22 protein-coding genes are annotated in these 17,569 nt (G+C 64.5%); 12 read left to right on the top strand and 10 right to left on the bottom strand.

The annotated features are described in order from the left end of the window. Window positions 1-16 precede the first annotated feature (16 nt). From LPJ38_RS32740 to LPJ38_RS32730, 3 genes are all read right to left on the bottom strand, one after another. Window positions 17-295 carry a DUF1488 family protein gene (locus LPJ38_RS32740; protein ID WP_091898420.1) on the bottom strand — a complete coding sequence of 93 codons (279 nt, stop codon included), beginning with the start codon at window positions 293-295 and terminating at the stop codon, window positions 17-19. 129 nt (window positions 296-424) lie between these two features. Beyond that, on the bottom strand, window positions 425-721 hold the full coding sequence (locus LPJ38_RS32735; RefSeq protein ID WP_145629267.1) for a hypothetical protein: 297 nt from the start codon (window positions 719-721) through the stop codon (window positions 425-427). Next, entirely contained in the window at window positions 714-980 is a 267-nt protein-coding gene (locus tag LPJ38_RS32730) for a hypothetical protein (RefSeq protein ID WP_145629265.1), read from the bottom strand. The genes LPJ38_RS32735 and LPJ38_RS32730 overlap by 8 nt, the downstream gene beginning before the upstream one ends. Window positions 981-1,445: 465 nt before the next feature. Here LPJ38_RS32730 and LPJ38_RS32725 point away from each other — a divergent pair, with 465 nt between their 5' ends. Next, entirely contained in the window at window positions 1,446-1,613 is a 168-nt protein-coding gene (locus LPJ38_RS32725; protein ID WP_167520269.1) for a hypothetical protein, read from the top strand. Window positions 1,614-1,674: 61 nt separating this feature from the next. Further along, window positions 1,675-2,085, top strand: a complete 411-nt coding sequence (locus LPJ38_RS32720; RefSeq protein ID WP_167520268.1) for a hypothetical protein — start codon at window positions 1,675-1,677, stop codon at window positions 2,083-2,085. Between the two features lie 71 nt (window positions 2,086-2,156). Here the strand turns inward: LPJ38_RS32720 and LPJ38_RS32715 are convergent, their stop codons facing one another. Next, entirely contained in the window at window positions 2,157-2,732 is a 576-nt protein-coding gene (locus tag LPJ38_RS32715; RefSeq protein ID WP_145629260.1) for a YybH family protein, read from the bottom strand. Window positions 2,733-2,812: 80 nt separating this feature from the next. Between LPJ38_RS32715 and LPJ38_RS32710 the strand changes: the two genes are divergently transcribed. From LPJ38_RS32710 to LPJ38_RS32695, 4 genes are all read left to right on the top strand, one after another. Then, window positions 2,813-3,766 carry a LysR family transcriptional regulator gene (locus LPJ38_RS32710; protein WP_145629258.1) on the top strand — a complete coding sequence of 318 codons (954 nt, stop codon included), beginning with the start codon at window positions 2,813-2,815 and terminating at the stop codon, window positions 3,764-3,766. 66 nt (window positions 3,767-3,832) lie between these two features. After that, a complete protein-coding gene (locus tag LPJ38_RS32705; protein WP_145629256.1) occupies window positions 3,833-5,293 on the top strand; it encodes a GH1 family beta-glucosidase in 1,461 nt (486 codons plus the stop codon). A 277-nt stretch (window positions 5,294-5,570) separates the two neighbouring features. Next, window positions 5,571-6,803, top strand: coding sequence for an acetyl-CoA C-acetyltransferase (locus LPJ38_RS32700; protein ID WP_145629254.1), 1,233 nt, complete (start codon window positions 5,571-5,573; stop codon window positions 6,801-6,803). A gap of 358 nt (window positions 6,804-7,161) precedes the next feature. Next, complete coding sequence (locus LPJ38_RS32695) at window positions 7,162-7,464, top strand: HU family DNA-binding protein (RefSeq protein ID WP_060736676.1); 303 nt, start codon at window positions 7,162-7,164, stop codon at window positions 7,462-7,464. A gap of 71 nt (window positions 7,465-7,535) precedes the next feature. Here LPJ38_RS32695 and LPJ38_RS32690 read toward each other — a convergent pair whose 3' ends face one another. The 5 genes from LPJ38_RS32690 to LPJ38_RS32670 all read right to left on the bottom strand — a co-directional run bounded on the left by LPJ38_RS32690 (window position 7,536) and on the right by LPJ38_RS32670 (window position 11,521). Beyond that, on the bottom strand, window positions 7,536-7,691 hold the full coding sequence (locus tag LPJ38_RS32690; protein ID WP_167520267.1) for a hypothetical protein: 156 nt from the start codon (window positions 7,689-7,691) through the stop codon (window positions 7,536-7,538). 4 nt (window positions 7,692-7,695) lie between these two features. Continuing rightward, window positions 7,696-10,089, bottom strand: a complete 2,394-nt coding sequence (lon, locus tag LPJ38_RS32685; RefSeq protein WP_145629252.1) for an endopeptidase La — start codon at window positions 10,087-10,089, stop codon at window positions 7,696-7,698. An 8-nt stretch (window positions 10,090-10,097) separates the two neighbouring features. Beyond that, window positions 10,098-10,481 carry an Hsp20/alpha crystallin family protein gene (locus tag LPJ38_RS32680; protein ID WP_145629249.1) on the bottom strand — a complete coding sequence of 128 codons (384 nt, stop codon included), beginning with the start codon at window positions 10,479-10,481 and terminating at the stop codon, window positions 10,098-10,100. Between the two features lie 154 nt (window positions 10,482-10,635). Next, window positions 10,636-11,202 (bottom strand): YciE/YciF ferroxidase family protein, encoded by a 567-nt coding sequence (locus LPJ38_RS32675; RefSeq protein WP_145629247.1) that lies wholly within the window; start codon window positions 11,200-11,202, stop codon window positions 10,636-10,638. A gap of 112 nt (window positions 11,203-11,314) precedes the next feature. Next, a complete protein-coding gene (locus LPJ38_RS32670) occupies window positions 11,315-11,521 on the bottom strand; it encodes a hypothetical protein (RefSeq protein ID WP_145629245.1) in 207 nt (68 codons plus the stop codon). Between the two features lie 402 nt (window positions 11,522-11,923). Here LPJ38_RS32670 and LPJ38_RS32660 point away from each other — a divergent pair, with 402 nt between their 5' ends. Then, window positions 11,924-12,577, top strand: a complete 654-nt coding sequence (locus LPJ38_RS32660; RefSeq protein WP_208750491.1) for an L-fuculose-phosphate aldolase — start codon at window positions 11,924-11,926, stop codon at window positions 12,575-12,577. A 12-nt stretch (window positions 12,578-12,589) separates the two neighbouring features. Next, window positions 12,590-14,377, top strand: a complete 1,788-nt coding sequence (locus tag LPJ38_RS32655; RefSeq protein ID WP_145629243.1) for a chloride channel protein — start codon at window positions 12,590-12,592, stop codon at window positions 14,375-14,377. Between the two features lie 107 nt (window positions 14,378-14,484). On the opposite strand, the gene LPJ38_RS32650 is transcribed toward LPJ38_RS32655, so the two are convergent. After that, window positions 14,485-14,736 carry a DUF2798 domain-containing protein gene (locus LPJ38_RS32650; RefSeq protein WP_008565736.1) on the bottom strand — a complete coding sequence of 84 codons (252 nt, stop codon included), beginning with the start codon at window positions 14,734-14,736 and terminating at the stop codon, window positions 14,485-14,487. Window positions 14,737-15,028: 292 nt separating this feature from the next. Between LPJ38_RS32650 and LPJ38_RS32645 the strand changes: the two genes are divergently transcribed. The 4 genes from LPJ38_RS32645 to puuE all read left to right on the top strand — a co-directional run bounded on the left by LPJ38_RS32645 (window position 15,029) and on the right by puuE (window position 17,568). Continuing rightward, entirely contained in the window at window positions 15,029-15,430 is a 402-nt protein-coding gene (locus LPJ38_RS32645; protein WP_167520266.1) for a hypothetical protein, read from the top strand. Between the two features lie 423 nt (window positions 15,431-15,853). Continuing rightward, a complete protein-coding gene (locus LPJ38_RS32640) occupies window positions 15,854-16,129 on the top strand; it encodes a hypothetical protein (RefSeq protein ID WP_145629241.1) in 276 nt (91 codons plus the stop codon). An 89-nt stretch (window positions 16,130-16,218) separates the two neighbouring features. Then, on the top strand, window positions 16,219-16,632 hold the full coding sequence (locus LPJ38_RS32635; protein WP_014493672.1) for a DUF3830 family protein: 414 nt from the start codon (window positions 16,219-16,221) through the stop codon (window positions 16,630-16,632). Further along, window positions 16,633-17,568: an allantoinase PuuE gene (gene puuE, locus LPJ38_RS32630; protein WP_145629239.1), complete on the top strand. Its 936-nt coding sequence runs from the start codon at window positions 16,633-16,635 to the stop codon at window positions 17,566-17,568. The last annotated feature ends 1 nt before the right edge of the window (window position 17,569 follow it).

The following is a 17,569-nucleotide window of genomic DNA, read 5'->3' as shown; positions in this document are numbered from 1 at the left end:
CGGGCATGTCGTCGAGCTATGGTCTGAAATCGATGCCTCGCAGCACGATGCCCGGCGGCGTACCTTCGAACTCCGTCGCGCGATACTTGCTGGCGGCTCGAGCTTCGATGCGATCCCGCAGGCGGGTGAACTGGGCTTCGCGCTGTTCGGGTCTGACTTGCGGCCCGCGCTCGAGATAGTCCATCGCAGAGGTGGAGATCGCGCAAGGAACCTCCCTGGCGCCGTCATGCATCGAGAACCGGACGATCATTCGGTCGTATTCGTGGCTGATAAAGCGGCCGCTGGTCAGTGTCATGGCTTGCTCCGTTACGTGCTTGCGACCCGGCACGATTGGGCCCCTTCAATCATCGCCGCGACGGGCCGCCCGCTTCGCGCTCGCGCCGAGCAGGGCATGTGCCGAGGATGCAGGCGGCCGTCGTTCGCCTCAGCTGTCCCCCGACAGCCGGGCGAAATCGTCGAACAGGGCCGCCACCAGTGCGCGATGGCGCGTATCCTCGGCCGGCAGACTTGCAGCATAGAGGTTGAGCAGATGGCGCGCTTTCACTGCCGCCTCCGGCCATGATGCGGCAGGCACCGTCATCATGCGGCTTTCGAGGTCGGCCTCGCGCGCGCGCAGCTCGCGGAGGTTGGCTTCGACGTCAGCCAATGCGCGGCGCAGGTCGGTTGCCTTCTGCGCGGCCATGCCGCGATGTCTGTCGAGATCGACCGGGTGATCAGTCATGGGCCGTGCTCGCGTCCGCAGCTTGCGCGTTTGCAAGATCGATCGAGCCGATCGACAGCATCTCCGTGGCGCCGCAGGAGCCTTCGGCGGGAACGGTGACCATTGTAGCAATGCGGCGATAGGCGGAGAAGGTCAGCCCCTCGATCGACTCTTCGTCTGTGACGACCTCATAGGAGCCAGCCGGGAAGACGCGCTCGATGCCGCGGATGCGGAACGGATGCTTGAAGTGGACGGTCTCTCGCCGCGAGCGGATGGTCATGCACGCTGCCTTTCGCAAGTGAAGTCCCAACCGATGCTGGCTGTCGCGACCATGCGCCCTTTGCACGGCAATAGCCAGCTCTATCGTGACCCGCCAGTTAAGGAAGGTGTCACGGCGGGGTCCGTCGCCCGCGGCATTTTGCGCTAGCTATTGGCTGAGCACGAGCGCAGCGTTGCTTCATCACCGCACATCTCGACGGCTTCGACCGGTGACTGAGGGTCACAATGCGCTCCCGCGGAAGGCCTTGCAGGAGCATTCGATGCCGCGTGTTCGCATCTCGAAATCGATCGTGCCGCCGGTGATCGCTCCACTGTTGCTTCGGATTATCGTCTGCGGAGGCGTGCAGGGCGGACAGCGACGGTTGCTTCATCGCCCTTAACCGACCAGAAACCATCGCAAATGATCGGAAAATTTTAACGAAACGACTTGGCCGCCTCCGCGTCAGTTCGTCGGAGGGCCCGTCCGATGACAGAGCGCCAATTGAAAGAACAGGAATTTCAGATCGCACGCTACAGGCATCTGGAGCGGGAAGTGACGGATCCGCTCGCCGCGTGTCTGCTTCACAGCATCATCGAGGAGCTTGAAGCCGAACTGCGCAGGGACTTACCGGATTGGCACGGGCCGCGCGATTAACGCTTTTTTAGCGCTGATGGTGCGGATTACCTCCTTGGGAACACCAACGGAGATGGCTCCCATGCTGAAGGACGGCACTTACGCGGCCTGGTACAAGACGCCACTCGATCAGGGGACCGGCATCGTCCACGTGGCCGACGGGCAGATCTGGGGCCGCGACAGCCTGATGACGTATCATGGCTCCTGCCAGATCGATGGAGACCGCTTCACCGCCACCGTGTCGACGAGGCGTCATACCGACGGACGCGCGACGGTCTTCGGCAACGACGATGAGCTCACGCTGAACATCGAAGGACACTGTCCCGACAGGATTGCGACCTATACGGCGACCGCCGCGCAAGTGCCGGGGATGATCCTCCAGGGAACGCTGATCCGGACGGAACAGAAGCAGCCCCCGGCACCCGAACCAGCTGGCCAGATACCGGCGTTCAATCCCGACAAGCTTCCGAAATTGCCGAAGCGCTCGCGCTGAGACATGTCTCTCTGAAAGCGCTGGCATTCCGAGGCGGTCGGGCGGCTGCTCGAGGGACGCGAATGACATCCCTACTTCTCCTCCGGCCAGCCCCGGGCGAGTAGCGCCGCCTGTTGCAAGGTGATGCGTCGCACCAGCGGATCCGCGTGACGGTGCACGAGCTGCCAATCGATGCCATCCTTGCGGTAGATTTCGGTCACGCGCAGCGACCAGTCCTGAGCCGCCAAACCGCCCACCTCCGCCCGCTGGCGTTCGATCATGACGAGAACGACGAGCGCGTCCGATGCGTAGGTCTGCGCAACCTCCAGCTCCGTTTGGCCTTCCCTGAAGTATCGCGACAGGTCGGCCAGGCGCTTGGGGCTGGCCTCGAATCCGCGACTGGCGGGCCCGCCGAACGGCTGCATCAACGTGAAATCCGGCGCGATGCGGACAAGCTGGAGCCAGCGATCCATATCGCCGCGCATGAAGGCTGCGTTCTTCTCGCGGGCGCGTTCGATGAGGCCGGCTGTCGCGTCGTTCTCGGCGGCCGCGTGGGCCGAAAGCTGAACGGACAGCGGCATTGCAGCCGTGGCGGCCATCATCGCGCGCCGCGACATCTTGTCCTGCAAGTTCGGCGATTTGTTCACTCCCGGCGGTGTCTCAGTCATGTCACGGCTCCTGATCGCAAGGCGAAGGCCTATCCATGAAGCCTTGATCCCGATGAATCCAGCGCTATGATTTCAGCAATATGCTGAACCAAATTGATCTCTCCAGGATCGACCTCAATCTCCTCGTGCTCTTCCGCGTGGTTCTGGAGGAACGTCATGTCGCGCGGGCAGCCGCGCGGCTGAGCCTGACACCGTCGGCCGTCAGCCATGCGCTGGGCCGGCTCCGTCTGTTGCTGAACGATCCGCTGTTTCTGCGGACACCGAAAGGCGTCGTTCCGACGGCGCGGGCCTTGGAGCTTGGCGAGCCCGTGGCAGAGATCATCGCACGCATCGAGCAGGTGATCGGTTCGGCTGCACCGTTCGATCCTGCGAAAAGCAGCCGCCGCTTCACGATCGGCGCTCCCGATGCCGTCCTGGTCTCGACATCCGTTCAGCTGTTGCGATCGATCGCGACTGTGGCGCCCGATATCGACATCGGCCTGATCCACCTGATGCCTGCACCGCGCGGCAGCGCGGTCGGAGAGCCCTGGCAGCAAAGCCTCGACATGCTCGAAAGACGCGAGCTCGACATCGCAATGCTGCCGCTGCCGGCGGTCTCACCCCGGTTCGAGGCGCGCAGGCTGTACGATGAGGATTTCGTGCTGGCCATGCGCAAGGGACATCCCCAGGCAAAAGCGCCGGCCCGCAATTTGTTCTCGCAATCACAGCACCTGCTGGTGTCGCTCAGCGGTGAGCCGCGCGGCTTCGTCGATGAGATGTTGGCCAAGCGCGGCCTCGAGCGCCGCATCGCCTTGACCGTTCCCAATTTCATGATGGCGCTGGTCCAGCTCTCCGGGTCTGATCTGATCGCAGCATTGCCGCGCCGATTGGTGGAGCACCACGCCGGCCGTTTCGGGCTGGTGTTCGCCGAGCTGCCTTTCACGCGCAAACCGGATACGATCCGGGCCATCGCGACCAAGGCGGCGATGAGAGATGTCGGCATCGCCTGGCTGATGCACCTTGTGGTCGGCTCCATCGGAGCAGGTCGGCCCTAAAACCGCCCTTTCTAAACCCTGGAACTGTCGATCGTGCCTCGAACCAAGAGAAGTGGAGCAGCATCAATGTCGGACAAGGTGTCGCGCCGCCAGTTTACCACGCTGGCGGGATTGTCCGCAGCCGGGATTGCGAGCCCGCTCGGGGCCGCCGAGGTCAAGCCGGCATCGCCGCGCGGCGGGAGCGGATTTCCGGCTGGCTTCGTCTGGGGCACCGCGACCTCGTCCTATCAGGTCGAGGGCGCCGTCAACGAAGACGGGCGAGGGGCCTCAATCTGGGACAAGTTCGTGCGCATCCCCGGCAAGATCGAGGATGGCACCACGGGCGATCGCGCCAATGAGCACTATCACCGCTACAAGGAGGACATCGCGCTCATCAAGGCGCTTGGTTGCAAGGCCTATCGCTTTTCGGTCGCCTGGCCGCGGGTGTTTCCGGACGGCGACGGCAAGCCCAATCCCAAAGGGCTCGACTTCTACAACCGCCTCGTCGACGAGCTGCTGAAGAACGGCATCGAGCCGTGGCTGACGCTCTATCATTGGGACCTGCCGCAATCGCTGCAGGACCGTTTCGGCGGCTGGCGCTCGACCGAGACCTGCAAGATCTTCGGCGACTATGCGGCCTATATCGCGGAGCATCTGACCGACCGCGTCAAGAACGTATTCACGCTGAACGAGAGCGGCCGCTTCGTCTATTTCGGTTACGGCATCGGCATCGACGCGCCGGGCGTGACGCTGCCGCAAGCCGAGGTCAACCAGGTCAGGCACAACAGCGCGCTCGCACACGGGATCGCGGTTCAGGCAGTGCGCGCGCATGGCCGCCCGGGCACGAGGGTGGGACCGGCCGAGAACATCGATGCCTGCGCGCCCGCGATCGACACGCCGGAGAACGTCCGCGCCGCGGAGATCGCGTTGCGCGAGATGAATGCGGGCTATCTCAACGTCATCATGACGGGCCAGTATACCGACGCCTTCCTCAAATTCGCCGGGCCCAACGCGCCGAAATACACCGACGCGGAGCTGAAGATCATCTCCTCGCCGGTCGATTTCCTCGGCCTCAACATCTACGCGCCGCAGAACTACGTGGTGGCCTCCGACCAAGGCGCCGGCTTCATGCCGCTGCCGATCCCGAAATCGTTCCCGCACATGAATTCGGACTGGCTGCGCGTCGGCCCCGAGACGATCTATTGGGTGCCGAAGCTCGCGGCCAGGATCTGGAAGACGGACGCGATCTATATCAGCGAGAACGGCACGTCCGGCGACGACGTCGTCACGCCCGACGGCAAGATCTACGACACCGATCGCATCATGTACCTGCGCAACTATCTCGCGCAGCTCCAGCGCGCCACCGCCGAAGGCGTGCCGGTGCGCGGCTATTTCCTCTGGAGCCTGATGGACAATTTCGAATGGATCTATGGGCTGAGCAAGCGCTTCGGGCTCTATCACGTCAACTTCGACACACAGGTCCGCACCCCGAAGCTCAGCGCCAGCTTCTACCGCAACGTGATTGCGAACAACGCGGCGGGGGTGTAGCGGCCTTTCTCCACGGAGAGCTATCCGACAGCTCGTCATGCCCGGGCTTGTCCCCGGCATCCACGTTCTTCGTGCGGCGTAGCCAGACGTGGATGGCCGGGACAAGCCTGGCCATGACGGTGTGGCGGCTTTCGTGTCTCGTCGCTCAGGCCAATGTCATCGCTTCGATTTTACGCGTAGCGGAAAATCCGGGTGAGAGCGGCAGGCGTCGCGCATTGACTCCCCTCATCCCCTGATTCACAACGTCCTCAACGCTCATAACAAGAGGACAACGCCAATGGCTGACGCGCTGATCATCGATGCCTGCCGGACCCCGCGTGGCGTCGGCAAGGCCGGCAAGGGAGCACTCTCGGGCATTCATCCGCAGCAGCTCGGCGCAACCGTGCTGCGCGCGCTCGCCGATCGCACCGGCATCGATACTGCCGATGTCGACGACATCGTCTGGGGCTGCAGCGCGCAGGTCGCGACCCAAGGCGGCGATCTCGGGCGCATGTCGGCGCTCGATGCAGGCTACGACGTGCGCGCGAGCGCGGTGACGCTCGACCGCTTCTGCGGAAGCGGCATCACCAGCGTCAACATGGCCGCGAGCTCGATCATGGCGGGGGCGGAAGACCTCGTCATCGCCGGCGGCTGCGAGATGATGTCGATGGAGGGACGACGCGGCGGCGGCCCAATGATGATGGACTCCGGCAATCTGCGCCTGCGGGCAAAGCATCCGCAGTCGCATCAGGGCGTCTGTGCCGACGCCATCGCGACGCTGGAAGGCATCACGCGACAGGATGTCGACGCGCTCGGCCTGGAGAGCCAGAAGCGCGCCGCGCATGCGATGGCGAACGGTCACTTCAAGAAGAGTCTCGTCCCCGTGTACCGCGAGGATGGCAGCCTCGCGCTCGACCACGAGGAGTATCCGCGGCCGCAGACCACGATGGAGGGCCTGAGCAGCCTGAAGCCCGCGTTCCCCGCCATCGCCGATTATGCGCTCGACGACAAGGGCACGACCTATCGCGGCCTGATCCTGCAGAAATATCCGGACCTCGACATCGACTTCGTGCATCACGCCGGCAACTCGTCCGGCGTCGTCGATGGCGCCGCCGCGATCCTGCTGGCCTCGCCCGCCTACGCCAAGGCACATGGCCTCAAGGCCCGCGCCCGCGTGGTGGCGATGGCGAACATGGGGGACTCGCCGACGCTGATGCTGAATGCGCCGGTGCCGGCAACGCGCAAGGTACTGGCGAAGGCGGGCCTCTCCATCGACGACATCGACCTGTTCGAGATCAACGAGGCCTTTGCCGTGGTTGCGGAAAAATACATCCGCGATCTCAAGCTCGACCGCGACAAGGTCAACGTCAACGGCGGCTCGATCGCGCTCGGCCATCCCATCGGCGCCACCGGCTCGATCCTGATCGGCACCGTGCTCGACGAGCTCGAACGGCGCGACCTCAAGCGCGGTCTGGTCACCATGTGCGCCGCCGGCGGCATGGCGCCGGCCATCATCATCGAGCGCATCTAACGCGAGCGGAGCTCGTCGCGCCGCGCGTAGGAACAGGGTGAGAGAGCCGCCGAGGCGCCGCAACACGACGATCCAGCCTTATTTTTCAGGGTGAATCGCGACCGGCCTCGCACAAAGGGGCCGGTCGTCGCTTGTCGAAAGCCTCGAATCAGCTTTAGCAAGGTGGCTTGCGGGCCTTTGAAACAAGGCAAAAACCGCTGCCTGAGGCTCCTTTCGCTCCGGAAGCAGCTAAAAAAGCAGGGTTTTTTGCTACAGAGGGCCAAAAAAGCCCGTAAAACCGCGACAAAACTGTGCAGAAGGCTATAGGCCTTCGCCGGTTGGTCTAATATGCAACCGGCAACGAATCAGAGGAGACACGATGCCGACCCAACTTTCCAAATCGCAGTTGATCGAAAAGATTGCGACCGCGACCGAGCTTTCCAAGCGTGACGTCAAGAGCGTCATGGAGACGCTGACCGACGTCGGCCACAAGGAGCTCAAGAAGAACGGCCTGTTCCTGGTGCCGGGCTTCGCCAAGTTCGTGGTCATCAAGAAGCCCGCGACCAAGGCGCGCAAGGGCACCAACCCGTTCACGGGTGAAGAGATGATGTTCAAGGCAAAGCCGGCCCGGAAGATCGTTCGCGCTCGTCCGGTCAAGGCCGCCAAGGACGCCGTGGGCTAACAACGCAAAGGCCCCCTCGCACGGAGGGGGCCTTTTGTTTGGGGCTGCCGCGAGGGCTCGAGACGGAGGGCTCAACCCTTGCGGCGCTTCACCTGGACCGGGACCGGCTGAAGCCGCGGCTCGGATACTGCAAGCGCATCGCGCACCCGGTCGATGGCACGATCGAGCAGCTGGCGCAGCCGCTGCGTCTTCCGCGATCGCTTCGCTCTTTCCAGCAGTTTTGTCATCGCATTACTCCGCTGCCTCCACTTTGGCCTCAGCCGGCTCGAGCGCTGCGGCGATGGCCTCGTCGACGCGCTCCAGCCAGATGAATTCGAGGTTGTCCCGCGCGCTCTGCGGGATGTCGTCGTAATCCCGCTTGTTGCGCGCCGGCAGCATCACCCGCTTCAGGCCGGCAGCAGCCGCAGCCACCACCTTCTCCTTGATGCCGCCAACCGGCAGCACGAGGCCGCGCAGCGAGATCTCGCCGGTCATCGCGGTGTCGCTGCGCACCGTGCGATTGGTGAACAGGGACGTGAGCGCCGTGAACATGGCAACGCCGGCGCTCGGTCCGTCCTTCGGGGTTGCACCCGCGGGGACGTGGACATGGATGTCGCTCTTCTCGAACCCTTGCGGATCGATACCGAGCTGGGTCGCTCTGCTCTTCACCAGCGTCAGCGCGGCCTGCACGCTCTCGCGCATGACGTCGCCGAGCTGACCGGTCAGGATCAGGCCGCCCTTGCCGGGCACGCGCGTCGCCTCGATGAACAGGATGTCGCCGCCGACCGGCGTCCAGGCGAGACCGGTGGCAACGCCGGGAACGCTGGTGCGCAGCGCAATCTCGCCCTCGAAGCGTGGTTGGCCGAGCACAGTGGCGATGTCCTTTGCCGTCACCACGACCTTCTCGGCCGTACCTTCGGCGACCTGCACCGCGGCATGGCGGAACACCTTGCCGATCTCGCGCTCGAGGTTGCGCACGCCGGCCTCGCGAGTATAGCCCTTGACGATCAGTTTCAGCGCCTCGGGCTCGATCTCGGCCTGCTCGGCCGAGAGGCCGTTGGCCTCCAGCTGCCGCCGCACCAGATAGCGCCGGGCGATCTCCAGCTTCTCGTCCTCGGTGTAGCCGGCGAGGCTGATCAGCTCCATGCGGTCCAACAGCGGACCCGGAATCTGGTCCAGCATGTTGGCGGTCGCGATGAACACCACGCGCGACAGGTCGAAGGGCACGCGCAGGTAATTGTCCCGGAACGTCCCGTTCTGCTCGGGGTCGAGCACCTCCAGCATCGCGGCGGAAGGATCGCCCTGCACGCCGCGGCCCATCTTGTCGATCTCGTCCAGCATCATGACGCAGTTGCGCGCGCCCGCCTTCTTGATGCCCTGGATGATGTTGCCGGGCAGGGCGCCGATATAGGTGCGCCGATGGCCGCGGATCTCGGCCTCGTCATGCACGCCGCCGAGGCTGACGCGCACGAAGGGGCGATCCATCGCGCGTGCGATGGATTGTCCCAGCGAGGTCTTGCCGACGCCGGGCGGCCCGACGAAGCACAGGATCGGCGCCTTGCCCTGTGGGGTGAGCTTGCGCACCGCCAGATATTCGATGATCCGGCTCTTGATCTTCTCCAGGCCGAAATGGTCGGCATCCAGGATGCGGCGTGCCTCCTTGATGTCGATCGGCTTCTCCGCGGGCAGCGCCCAGGGCAGCTCGATCAGCCAGTCGAGATAGGTGCGCACCATGCCGGCCTCGCCGGCGGCCTCGGGCATGCGCTCGTAGCGGCGCAGTTCCTTCTTGGCGTGCGCGTCCGCCTCCGGCGGCATGTTGGCCTTGGCGATGGCAGCCGTCAGCTCGGCGACCTCGGCCGCCTTGCCGTCGCCTTCGCCGAGCTGGCGCTGGATGGTCGCCATCTGCTCGCGCAGGATCGCCTCGCGCTGCCGCTCGTCGAAAGAGGCCTTGGTCTTCTGGCCGATCTCGTTGGAGATGCGCAGCACCTCCAGCCGCTCGGCCAGATGCTTCGATACCTTCTCGACGCGCAGAGCGAGGTCGATGGTCTCCAGCACCTCCTGCTTGTCCTGCGGCTTGATGTCCATGAACGAGGTCGCCAGGTCCGCCAGCGCGCCGGGCGCGCTGGTGTTCTGGAACATCGCCACCAGCTCGGGCGGTGCCTGCGGCAGCAGCTCGATCGCCTCGATCGCCTGACGCTGCAGGTTCAGCGCGCGGGCCTCGATCTCGGGCGAGGTCGTGGTCGGCTCGGGGATCTGCTGGATGCGCGCGGCAGGGAACGGCGTCCCCGGCAGGAAGTCGAGGATGCGCGCGCGCTGCACGCCCTGGCAGACGATGTGATGGGTGCCGTCGGGCGCGGTGATGTAGCGCACGATATTGGCGATGGTCGCGACCCGGTAGAGGTCGTCCGGCCCGGGCTCCTCGATCTCTGGGCTGCGCTGCAGGACGATCCCGACCGGCCGCTGCTCGCGCAGCGCCTGCTGCGCGGCGGCGATCGACTTGGCACGGCCGATCGCGATCGGCGCGATGGCGCCGGGAAATAGCACCATCTCGCGCACGGGAATGATGATCAGCGCGTCTTCGGGAATCTTCACGTCGGAACCGTTCTGGGAATTGGTCTGTGCGGTATTCATCTGTGCGGTGGCCATGATCGACCTCAGGATTTGGCGAGGCGCAGCGCGACGCAGCCGTCCATCACGAAGCGGCTGATGGCGTAACGGCCAACGGGAAGCGCGATGCGCCGCTCGAAGCGGCCCTGCGGCAGCTCGAGGCGGTGGATGCGGGCGTTGCGAAGCTCCGGCGGAAGGGTGCGCTGGCCGGAGATGACGAGCACGCCGTCATGGATCACCGTCTCGACATTGTCCGGATTGACGCCGGGAAGCGCGACCAGGATCAACAGCTCATGCTCGGTCTCGAGCACGTCGATCGGCGGCTCCCAGCAGGCTTCCTGGCGGCCGAACTGATGACGCAGCCGTTCGGCGCGGGTCAACTGGTCCAGGGCTTCGGACAGCATCCAGTCGAGAGGATTTTTGGTTTGCATGATGGAGGCTCGGCGGTGGGAAAGTCAGCATATGGGGCTGGTTCCCGGGAAATCCAGTGCGAGGCCGCGGACGTGCCATGCGTCGTCGTGCGGTTCAAAAAGCAAACGCCGCGGCGTCGGCCGCGGCGTTCTGTCCTGGAATGTGAACGCGGCATCAGGCCGCGGCCCGGTACTCGTCTTCCGCTTCGAGGTTGATCACGGACGTCGCGAGCTCGGTCAGCGTGTGATCGGTCGCCTCTTCCTCCTCCAGCGTCGCTTGGAGCAGCCTTGCGGCGTCCTGCATGCCGAGCTCTTCGGCCCAGGTGCGAAGCGTGCCATAGCGGGAGATTTCGTAATGCTCGACCGCCTGCGCCGCCGCGAGCAGGCCGGCGTCGAGGGCCGGGGCTCCCTTGAACTCCTTCATGATTTCAGCGCCCTCGTCCGTGATGCCGTTGATGGCCTCGCACGGCTTGCCGCGCGCCGGCTTGCCCAGCATCTTGAAGATCTGGTCGAGCCGTTTGACCTGGCCCTGGGTCTCGCGCAGATGCTTGTTGAAGGCTGCCGCAAGCTCCTTCGAGTTCGCGGCCTTGGCCATCTTGGGCAGGGTCTTGATGATCTTGTTCTCGGCGAAATAGATGTCCTTCAGCGTCTCCAGAAACAGGTCGCTGAGCATCTTGGGCGCCTGACGCGGGCGGCGCGCCGCCGTCTTCTTGGTTGTCCGTTTCTTCGCTCGTTTAGCCATACGTCCTCCTCTTGAGGTGACACGGGAAGGCGTCGCCTTCCTCGATCCTCGGGCGATCAAAACCCTCGGAGAACGAAAGTTCCAAACTGCAACCGCCGCTCGCTGTGGTGGTTCAGGTCGGACGCTTGTAGGGGTCTTCCTGGCGTTGTCGTTCTTCGGTCGCGTGATCGAGACGAGCCCGCTCGCCGCGCCGCAGATGGCCGGCCTTCATCACACCGTACACCAGGGCCCCGCCGAGCACGAACGCGCCGACGAACCAGAGCCAGAGCAGGTTGGCCGAGAGGTGGCCGAGCAGCATGCCGATTCCACTGTCGCTCATTGATCGTCTCCAGTGATCTCCACAATGTTCTGCCGGACTAAGTCACTCCGCCGGCCGTCGTTCCCGCGGCCAAGGAGCCGGCAAGGCGTTGCTTCGTCCCAGCGGACCTGATCGCGTGGGACCTTGGACGCACCGAAAATGTCGAGCTGTCGCGTGGGCTCGGCATACTGCCTGCCGCCTCTTCGATGCAGTCCGTCATGAACGGGATTGCGGCCGTCCGGCGAACCTACCGCAAGATGCGACAATCTGGTAATTCGTTGATTTTGCGGTCCGTTTCCGGGAGCTGGCGGTCGCTCGACAAGACGGCGCGTGATCGGGTCGCTTTCGCTTGCACTGCCGCATGGCTTTGACGTACTTCCCCTTTGACAAACGTCCATCGCCAAGAAGCCGAGAAAAATCCGGATGTCGATGACAAAGGACGAACTCGCCAAGAGACAGGCCATCATCGACGCCTGCCGCCGCATGAACGCGCTCGGCATCAACCAGGGCACGTCGGGCAACATCAGCGTCCGACATGCGGACGGGCTTCTGGTTACCCCGACCAGCGTGCCCTATGACGCCCTGACGCCCGACCAGATCGTGTTCATGGCGATGGACGGCTCCCATGCTCCCGATCAGAAGCCGTCGAGCGAGTGGCGCTTTCATCGTGACATCCTGAGATCGCGGCCGGACGTCAATGCCGTCGTCCACGCCCATCCGACCTATTGCACCATCCTGGCGATCATGGGCATGGAGATCCCGCCCGTGCACTACATGATCGCGGCCGCCGGTGGCGACACCATCCGCTGCGCGCCCTATGCCACCTTCGGCACGGTGGAGCTGTCCGAGCATGCGGTGCGGGCGCTGGAGGGCCGGCTTGCCTGCCTGCTCGACCACCACGGCATGATCGCGATCGGCAAGACGCTGGACAAGGCGATGTGGCTCGCCGTCGAAGTCGAGACGCTGGCGCGGCAATATCACGGCTGCCTACAGATCGGACAACCGCCGCTGCTCTCCAGCGAGGAGATCGAGCGGGTCCGCCAGCGCATGGCCGGCTACGGCCTGTCGGAAGGGTAGGGCGCACAGAAGGTGTTCGTGCGGATCAGGCATCTCGTCGACCGCAAGGGGACGAACCGTCTCATGGTTCGACTTCGCGCCCTGCTGCGTAGCAACGAGTTCTACTTGATCCCGCTCGCGCTCGTCATCGGCACGCTGGCCGGCGCGGTCGTGACGTTGATGGCCAAGCTTGCCCAGCTCGCGCATGTGGTGATCTACGGCATTCCCATCGATGTCCACCTGTCGGCTCACGAGAGCGTCAGTCCGTGGGCCGCGCTGATCGCGCCTGCGCTTGGGGGGCTCTCGCTCGGCATCATGGAATGGTCGCGGCGGCGCATGAAGATCTCGAACGCGGTCGACCCGATCGAGGCGAATGCGCTGCGCGGCGGCAATCTGTCGATGCGGGACAGCGTGGTGGTGTCGAGCCAGACCCTGATCTCCAACGGCTGCGGCGCCTCGGTCGGTCTCGAGGCCGGCTATACCCAGATCGGCTCGGGCATCGCTTCGCTGCTCGGCAAGTTCTTCAATCTTCGCCGGAACGATTTGCGCCTGATGGTCGGCTGTGGCGCTGCCGCCGCGATCGCGGCGGCGTTCGGCGCGCCGATCACCGGTGCCTTCTATGCCTGCGAGCTCATCGTAGGCGTCTATGCGGTCGGCAGCGCCGCGCCGATCCTGGCGGCTTCGCTGGCGGGCGCCTTGACGGCGCAATGGCTCGGCGGCGCGCCTTATTCGCTGGAGATCCCGAAGGTCAGCGCCGTCGGCGTCGAGCAGTACCTGGCACTCATCGGCCTTGCGCTGATCACCAGCGGTGTCGGCATCGCGGTGATGCGCTCCTCGCCGATGTTCGAGCGCCTGTTCGTCTGGATGCCGGTCTGGCTGCGTCCGGTGATCGGCGGCCTCATCGTCGGCAGCTTCGCGATCATCACGCCGCAGGTGCTGGCAGCCGGCCACGGCGCCATGGTGCTCGACCTCTTCAATGACATGACGATCGGCCTGATCGCACTGATCATCGCCTTGAAGGTGACAGCCTGCCTGGTCTCGCTCGCCTCGGGCTTTCGCGGCGGCCTGTTCTTCGCCTCGCTGTTCGTCGGCAGCCTGATCGGCAAGTTCTTTGCGGCGGTGCTCCTCCTGATCAGTCCGAACTTCGCGATCGATCCGCTGGTCGCGATGCTGACCGGCATGGCGACGCTCGGCGTTGCCATCGTCGGCGGTCCGCTCACGATGTCGTTCCTCGTGCTGGAGATGACCCGCAACGTCGACGTCACGGCCGTGGTGCTGGCCGGCTGCATCGTCACCTCGATCTGCGTCCGCTTCATGTTCGGCCACTCCTTCTCGACCTGGCGCCTGCATCTGCGCGGCGAGACCATCCGCAGCGCCAACGACGTCGGCTGGCTGCGCAACCTCACGGTCGAGCGCTTGATGCGCTCCGACGTCGGCAAGGTGCCGTCGACCACGACGATCGCCGCTGCGCGCCGCGAATTCGCGCTGGGCTCGCGGCCGGGAATCGTCATCGTCAACAATGCCGACGAATATGTCGGCCTCGTCCTGCTGCCCGATTTGTTCTCCAGCGACCTCGACAGCATCGCCGACGACATCCAGGTGATCGAGCTGGCGCGGCTGATCGACATCGTGCTGATCCCGGAAATGAACGTGAAGTCGGCCATGGCGGTGTTCGACGAGGCCGAGGCCGAGATGCTGGCGGTGGTGGATTCCACCGACAGCCGCAAGGTGGTCGGCTTCCTCACCGAGACCTTCGCCCGCCGCCGCTATGTCGAGGAGATCGACAAGGCGACGCGCGGGGTGCTGGGGGCGCTGTCGTAGAGCATGATCCGGAAAAGTGTGAAGCGGTTTTTCGAAGAGATCATGCTCAAACAATAACCTAAAGCGCGATGACGGCTCGTCCCATCTCATCGCGCTTTAGGCGGCTTCTATCGGCCGGGCGGGGCCGCGACGAGGCAGGCCACGATCCGGCGGACCAGCGGCAGCACCATCAGCAGCGTCGGAAAGGCGACGAGCCACGACAACGCCCAGGCGCCGGGCCAGGTCGCCAGGAAGGCCGGCGTTGCCCCTAGACTTCGGAGCGTGGAAATGACCGACACCACGGCCGTCATGAGGATGGACAGCACAAAGGGCATCACGATCGGCGCATAGCGCGCCGGCAGTTTGCGAACCGCAATCATCTGATTTCTTTCGAGGAAAAGGACGCGTCGAGCACGGTGAACCCTGGAAAATGGCATCGATCCCGACGGCGTCGGTTGATGCGTTGGTTCACGTGAAACGCTTACGGCGACCGAAAAACGGCGCGGCTGTTCATTAACCGCTCAGGTTGGATGGTTCAAGCTGGATCTGTTGTTCGGTTTACAATCGTTCGAAGCGTGGCAGAACGCCGCGATCGGGAAACCATTTCAGCGGTTTGCGCGTTACACACTGTTTGCCTACATATGTTTTAAGCGAGAGCAGAGGAAGATCGAGATGAGTGATGGACCGATGATTTCAGCGGCCGGACGCAACACGGTCTTGGCTGCATTCGCAGGCCTGGCGCTGCTCGCCAGCGCAGTGTCCCCCTCGGCCGCGGCATCCTCGGGTTCGAGCCCGGCGGTGTCCGTAAGCCCTGCCGCGGCGGGTCAGGCCTCCGCCACCGTTACCGATTTCAGCGCAGCCCGTCGTCGCCACTACCATCGGCGCGGCCCCAGTGCAGCAGGCCTCGCTTTCATGGGCGCTGCGGCGGGCATCATCGGCGGGGTGATCGCCGAGCAGCGGCGCCGCGACTATTACGAGAACCGCTACTACTATGGTGGCTATGGCCCGCGTCCCTATTACGGCGGCCCCGGCTATTACGGCGGCAGTCCTTACTATTACGATCCGGGTTACTGACACCGGCCGTATCAGGCGGCCGGTTCGCGGATCGGTTTCCATCGGTCAGATGCGCTTGCGATTTGCAATGGGGTGGCGCTTTGCGCCGCCCCTTTTTGATTGTGCGTCATTGCGAGGAGCGACGCGACGAAGCAATCCAGAGTCTTTCTGCAGAGGACTCTGGATTGCTTCGTCGCAAGGGCTCCTCGCAATGACGATGGGGAGAGAGCATTGCACCACACTCCGCTCCCGTGCCCCGGACGCGGCGCAGCGTCGCTTGGACGGTGCGCTGCAGCTTGTCCGGGACACCAGACTGCGCAATCACGACCCGCCTGAACCTCCGTCGACACCGGCCAATTATTCACCAATCGCCCGCGCGGCGCCAATGGACTTGCCCGCCGCAATCCGGTTCAATGGGGCCCATTGAGTTTCCAGGCGACAACGATGTCGAGATATCTGCTGGTCCTTCTGCTGATCGCCTCGCCGGCGGCGGCGCAAGTCAAGATCGCGCCGAAGGCCAATACGGCGCATCCCGATCCCTGTGCTCCGATCGGACGCACCGCGGACGGCAAGCTGGTCTACTCCATGAAATGCGAGACTCTGCCGGCGCCTCCCGCGCCGCCGCAGGCAGAGCTGAAGGAAGCACCCGCGCCGGCGGCCGAGTCCGAGCCGGGGGTGCGGCGCAGCGGCATTTTCGGCTGGTCCTACGACCGCAGGTAGGGCCGCGCGCCCCTTGCGCGAAGCTGTCGGGAATGCTCTTTGCCGGAAACGACCCCGTGGGGCCGAGGCCCCCGACCCAGAGAGATGAGATGAGCAAACTCGTTATCCGCGCCGGCGATTTCACCTTCGATGCCCGTTTCGAGGAGCAGCTGGCCCCCAAGACCGTCGCCGCGTTCCGCAAGGCGCTGCCGTTCGAAAGCCACATCATCCACGTGCGCTGGAGCGGCGAGGGGGTGTGGATGCCGCTCGGCGATCTCGATTTCGGCGTCGGTTACGAGAACCACACGAGCTATCCCGCGCCCGGCCAGATCATCCTTTATCCCGGCGGCATCAGCGAGACCGAAATCCTGCTGGCTTATGGCGGCGTGCACTTCGCGAGCAAGATGGGGCAGCTTGCCGGCAACCATTTCATCACGCTGACCTCCGGCCTGGAGAATCTGGCGACTCTCGGCAAGAGCGTGCTGTGGAAGGGCGCCCTGCCGATCCGCTTCGAGGAAGTCTGAGTGACCAAGCCAAGCTACCCGCGCGATCTCCGCGGCTACGGCCGCAACCCGCCGCATCCGCAATGGCCCGGCAATGCGCGGGTCGCGGTGCAGTTCGTCGTGAATTTCGAGGAGGGCGGCGAGAACAACATCCTGCACGGCGACCGCGCCTCGGAAGCGTTCCTGTCCGACGTGCTGGGCGCGCAGCCATGGCCGGGCCAGCGCCATGCCAACATCGAATCCATGTTCGAATATGGTTCGCGGGCCGGCTTCTGGCGGCTCTGGCGCATGTTCACCGCGCGCAACTGGCCGACCACCGTTTTCGGCGTCGCCACCGCGCTGAAGCGCAACCCCGAGATCGTCGCGGCCATGAAGGAAGCGGGCTGGGATATCGCCAGCCACAGCCTGAAATGGATCGAGCACAGGGACATGACCGAAGCGCAGGAGCGCGCCGAGATCGCCGAATCCATTCGCGTCCATACCGAGGCGACCGGCGCCAGGCCGCTCGGCTGGTACACCGGCCGCTCCTCGATCAATACCAACCGTCTGCTGACGGAAGAGGGCGGCTTCCTCTATCTCTGCGACTCCTATGCCGACGATCTGCCCTACTGGGTCAAGGGAGCGAACGGCAAGCAGCTGATCATTCCCTACACGCTCGACGCCAACGACATGCGCTTCATCAACCCGCAAGGGTTTGCCGAAGGCGAGCAGTTCTTCACCTATCTGAAGGACGCGTTCGACGTGCTCTACGCCGAAGGCGAGACCGCACCGAAGATGATGTCGGTCGGCTTGCACTGCCGCCTCGCCGGCCGGCCCGGCCGCGCAGCGGGCTTGATCCGGTTTCTGGACTATATCGGCAAGCACGAGCGCGTCTGGGTGCCGACGCGATTGCAGATCGCGCAGCATTGGCATGATAAGCACGCGCATCTTGCGGCCGATGCGTTCGAGATCGGATAAA

This window comes from Bradyrhizobium daqingense, from assembly GCF_021044685.1.
Taxonomy (GTDB): Bacteria; Pseudomonadota; Alphaproteobacteria; order Rhizobiales; family Xanthobacteraceae; genus Bradyrhizobium; species Bradyrhizobium daqingense.
This window is presented reverse-complemented; position numbering and strand designations above follow the sequence as displayed.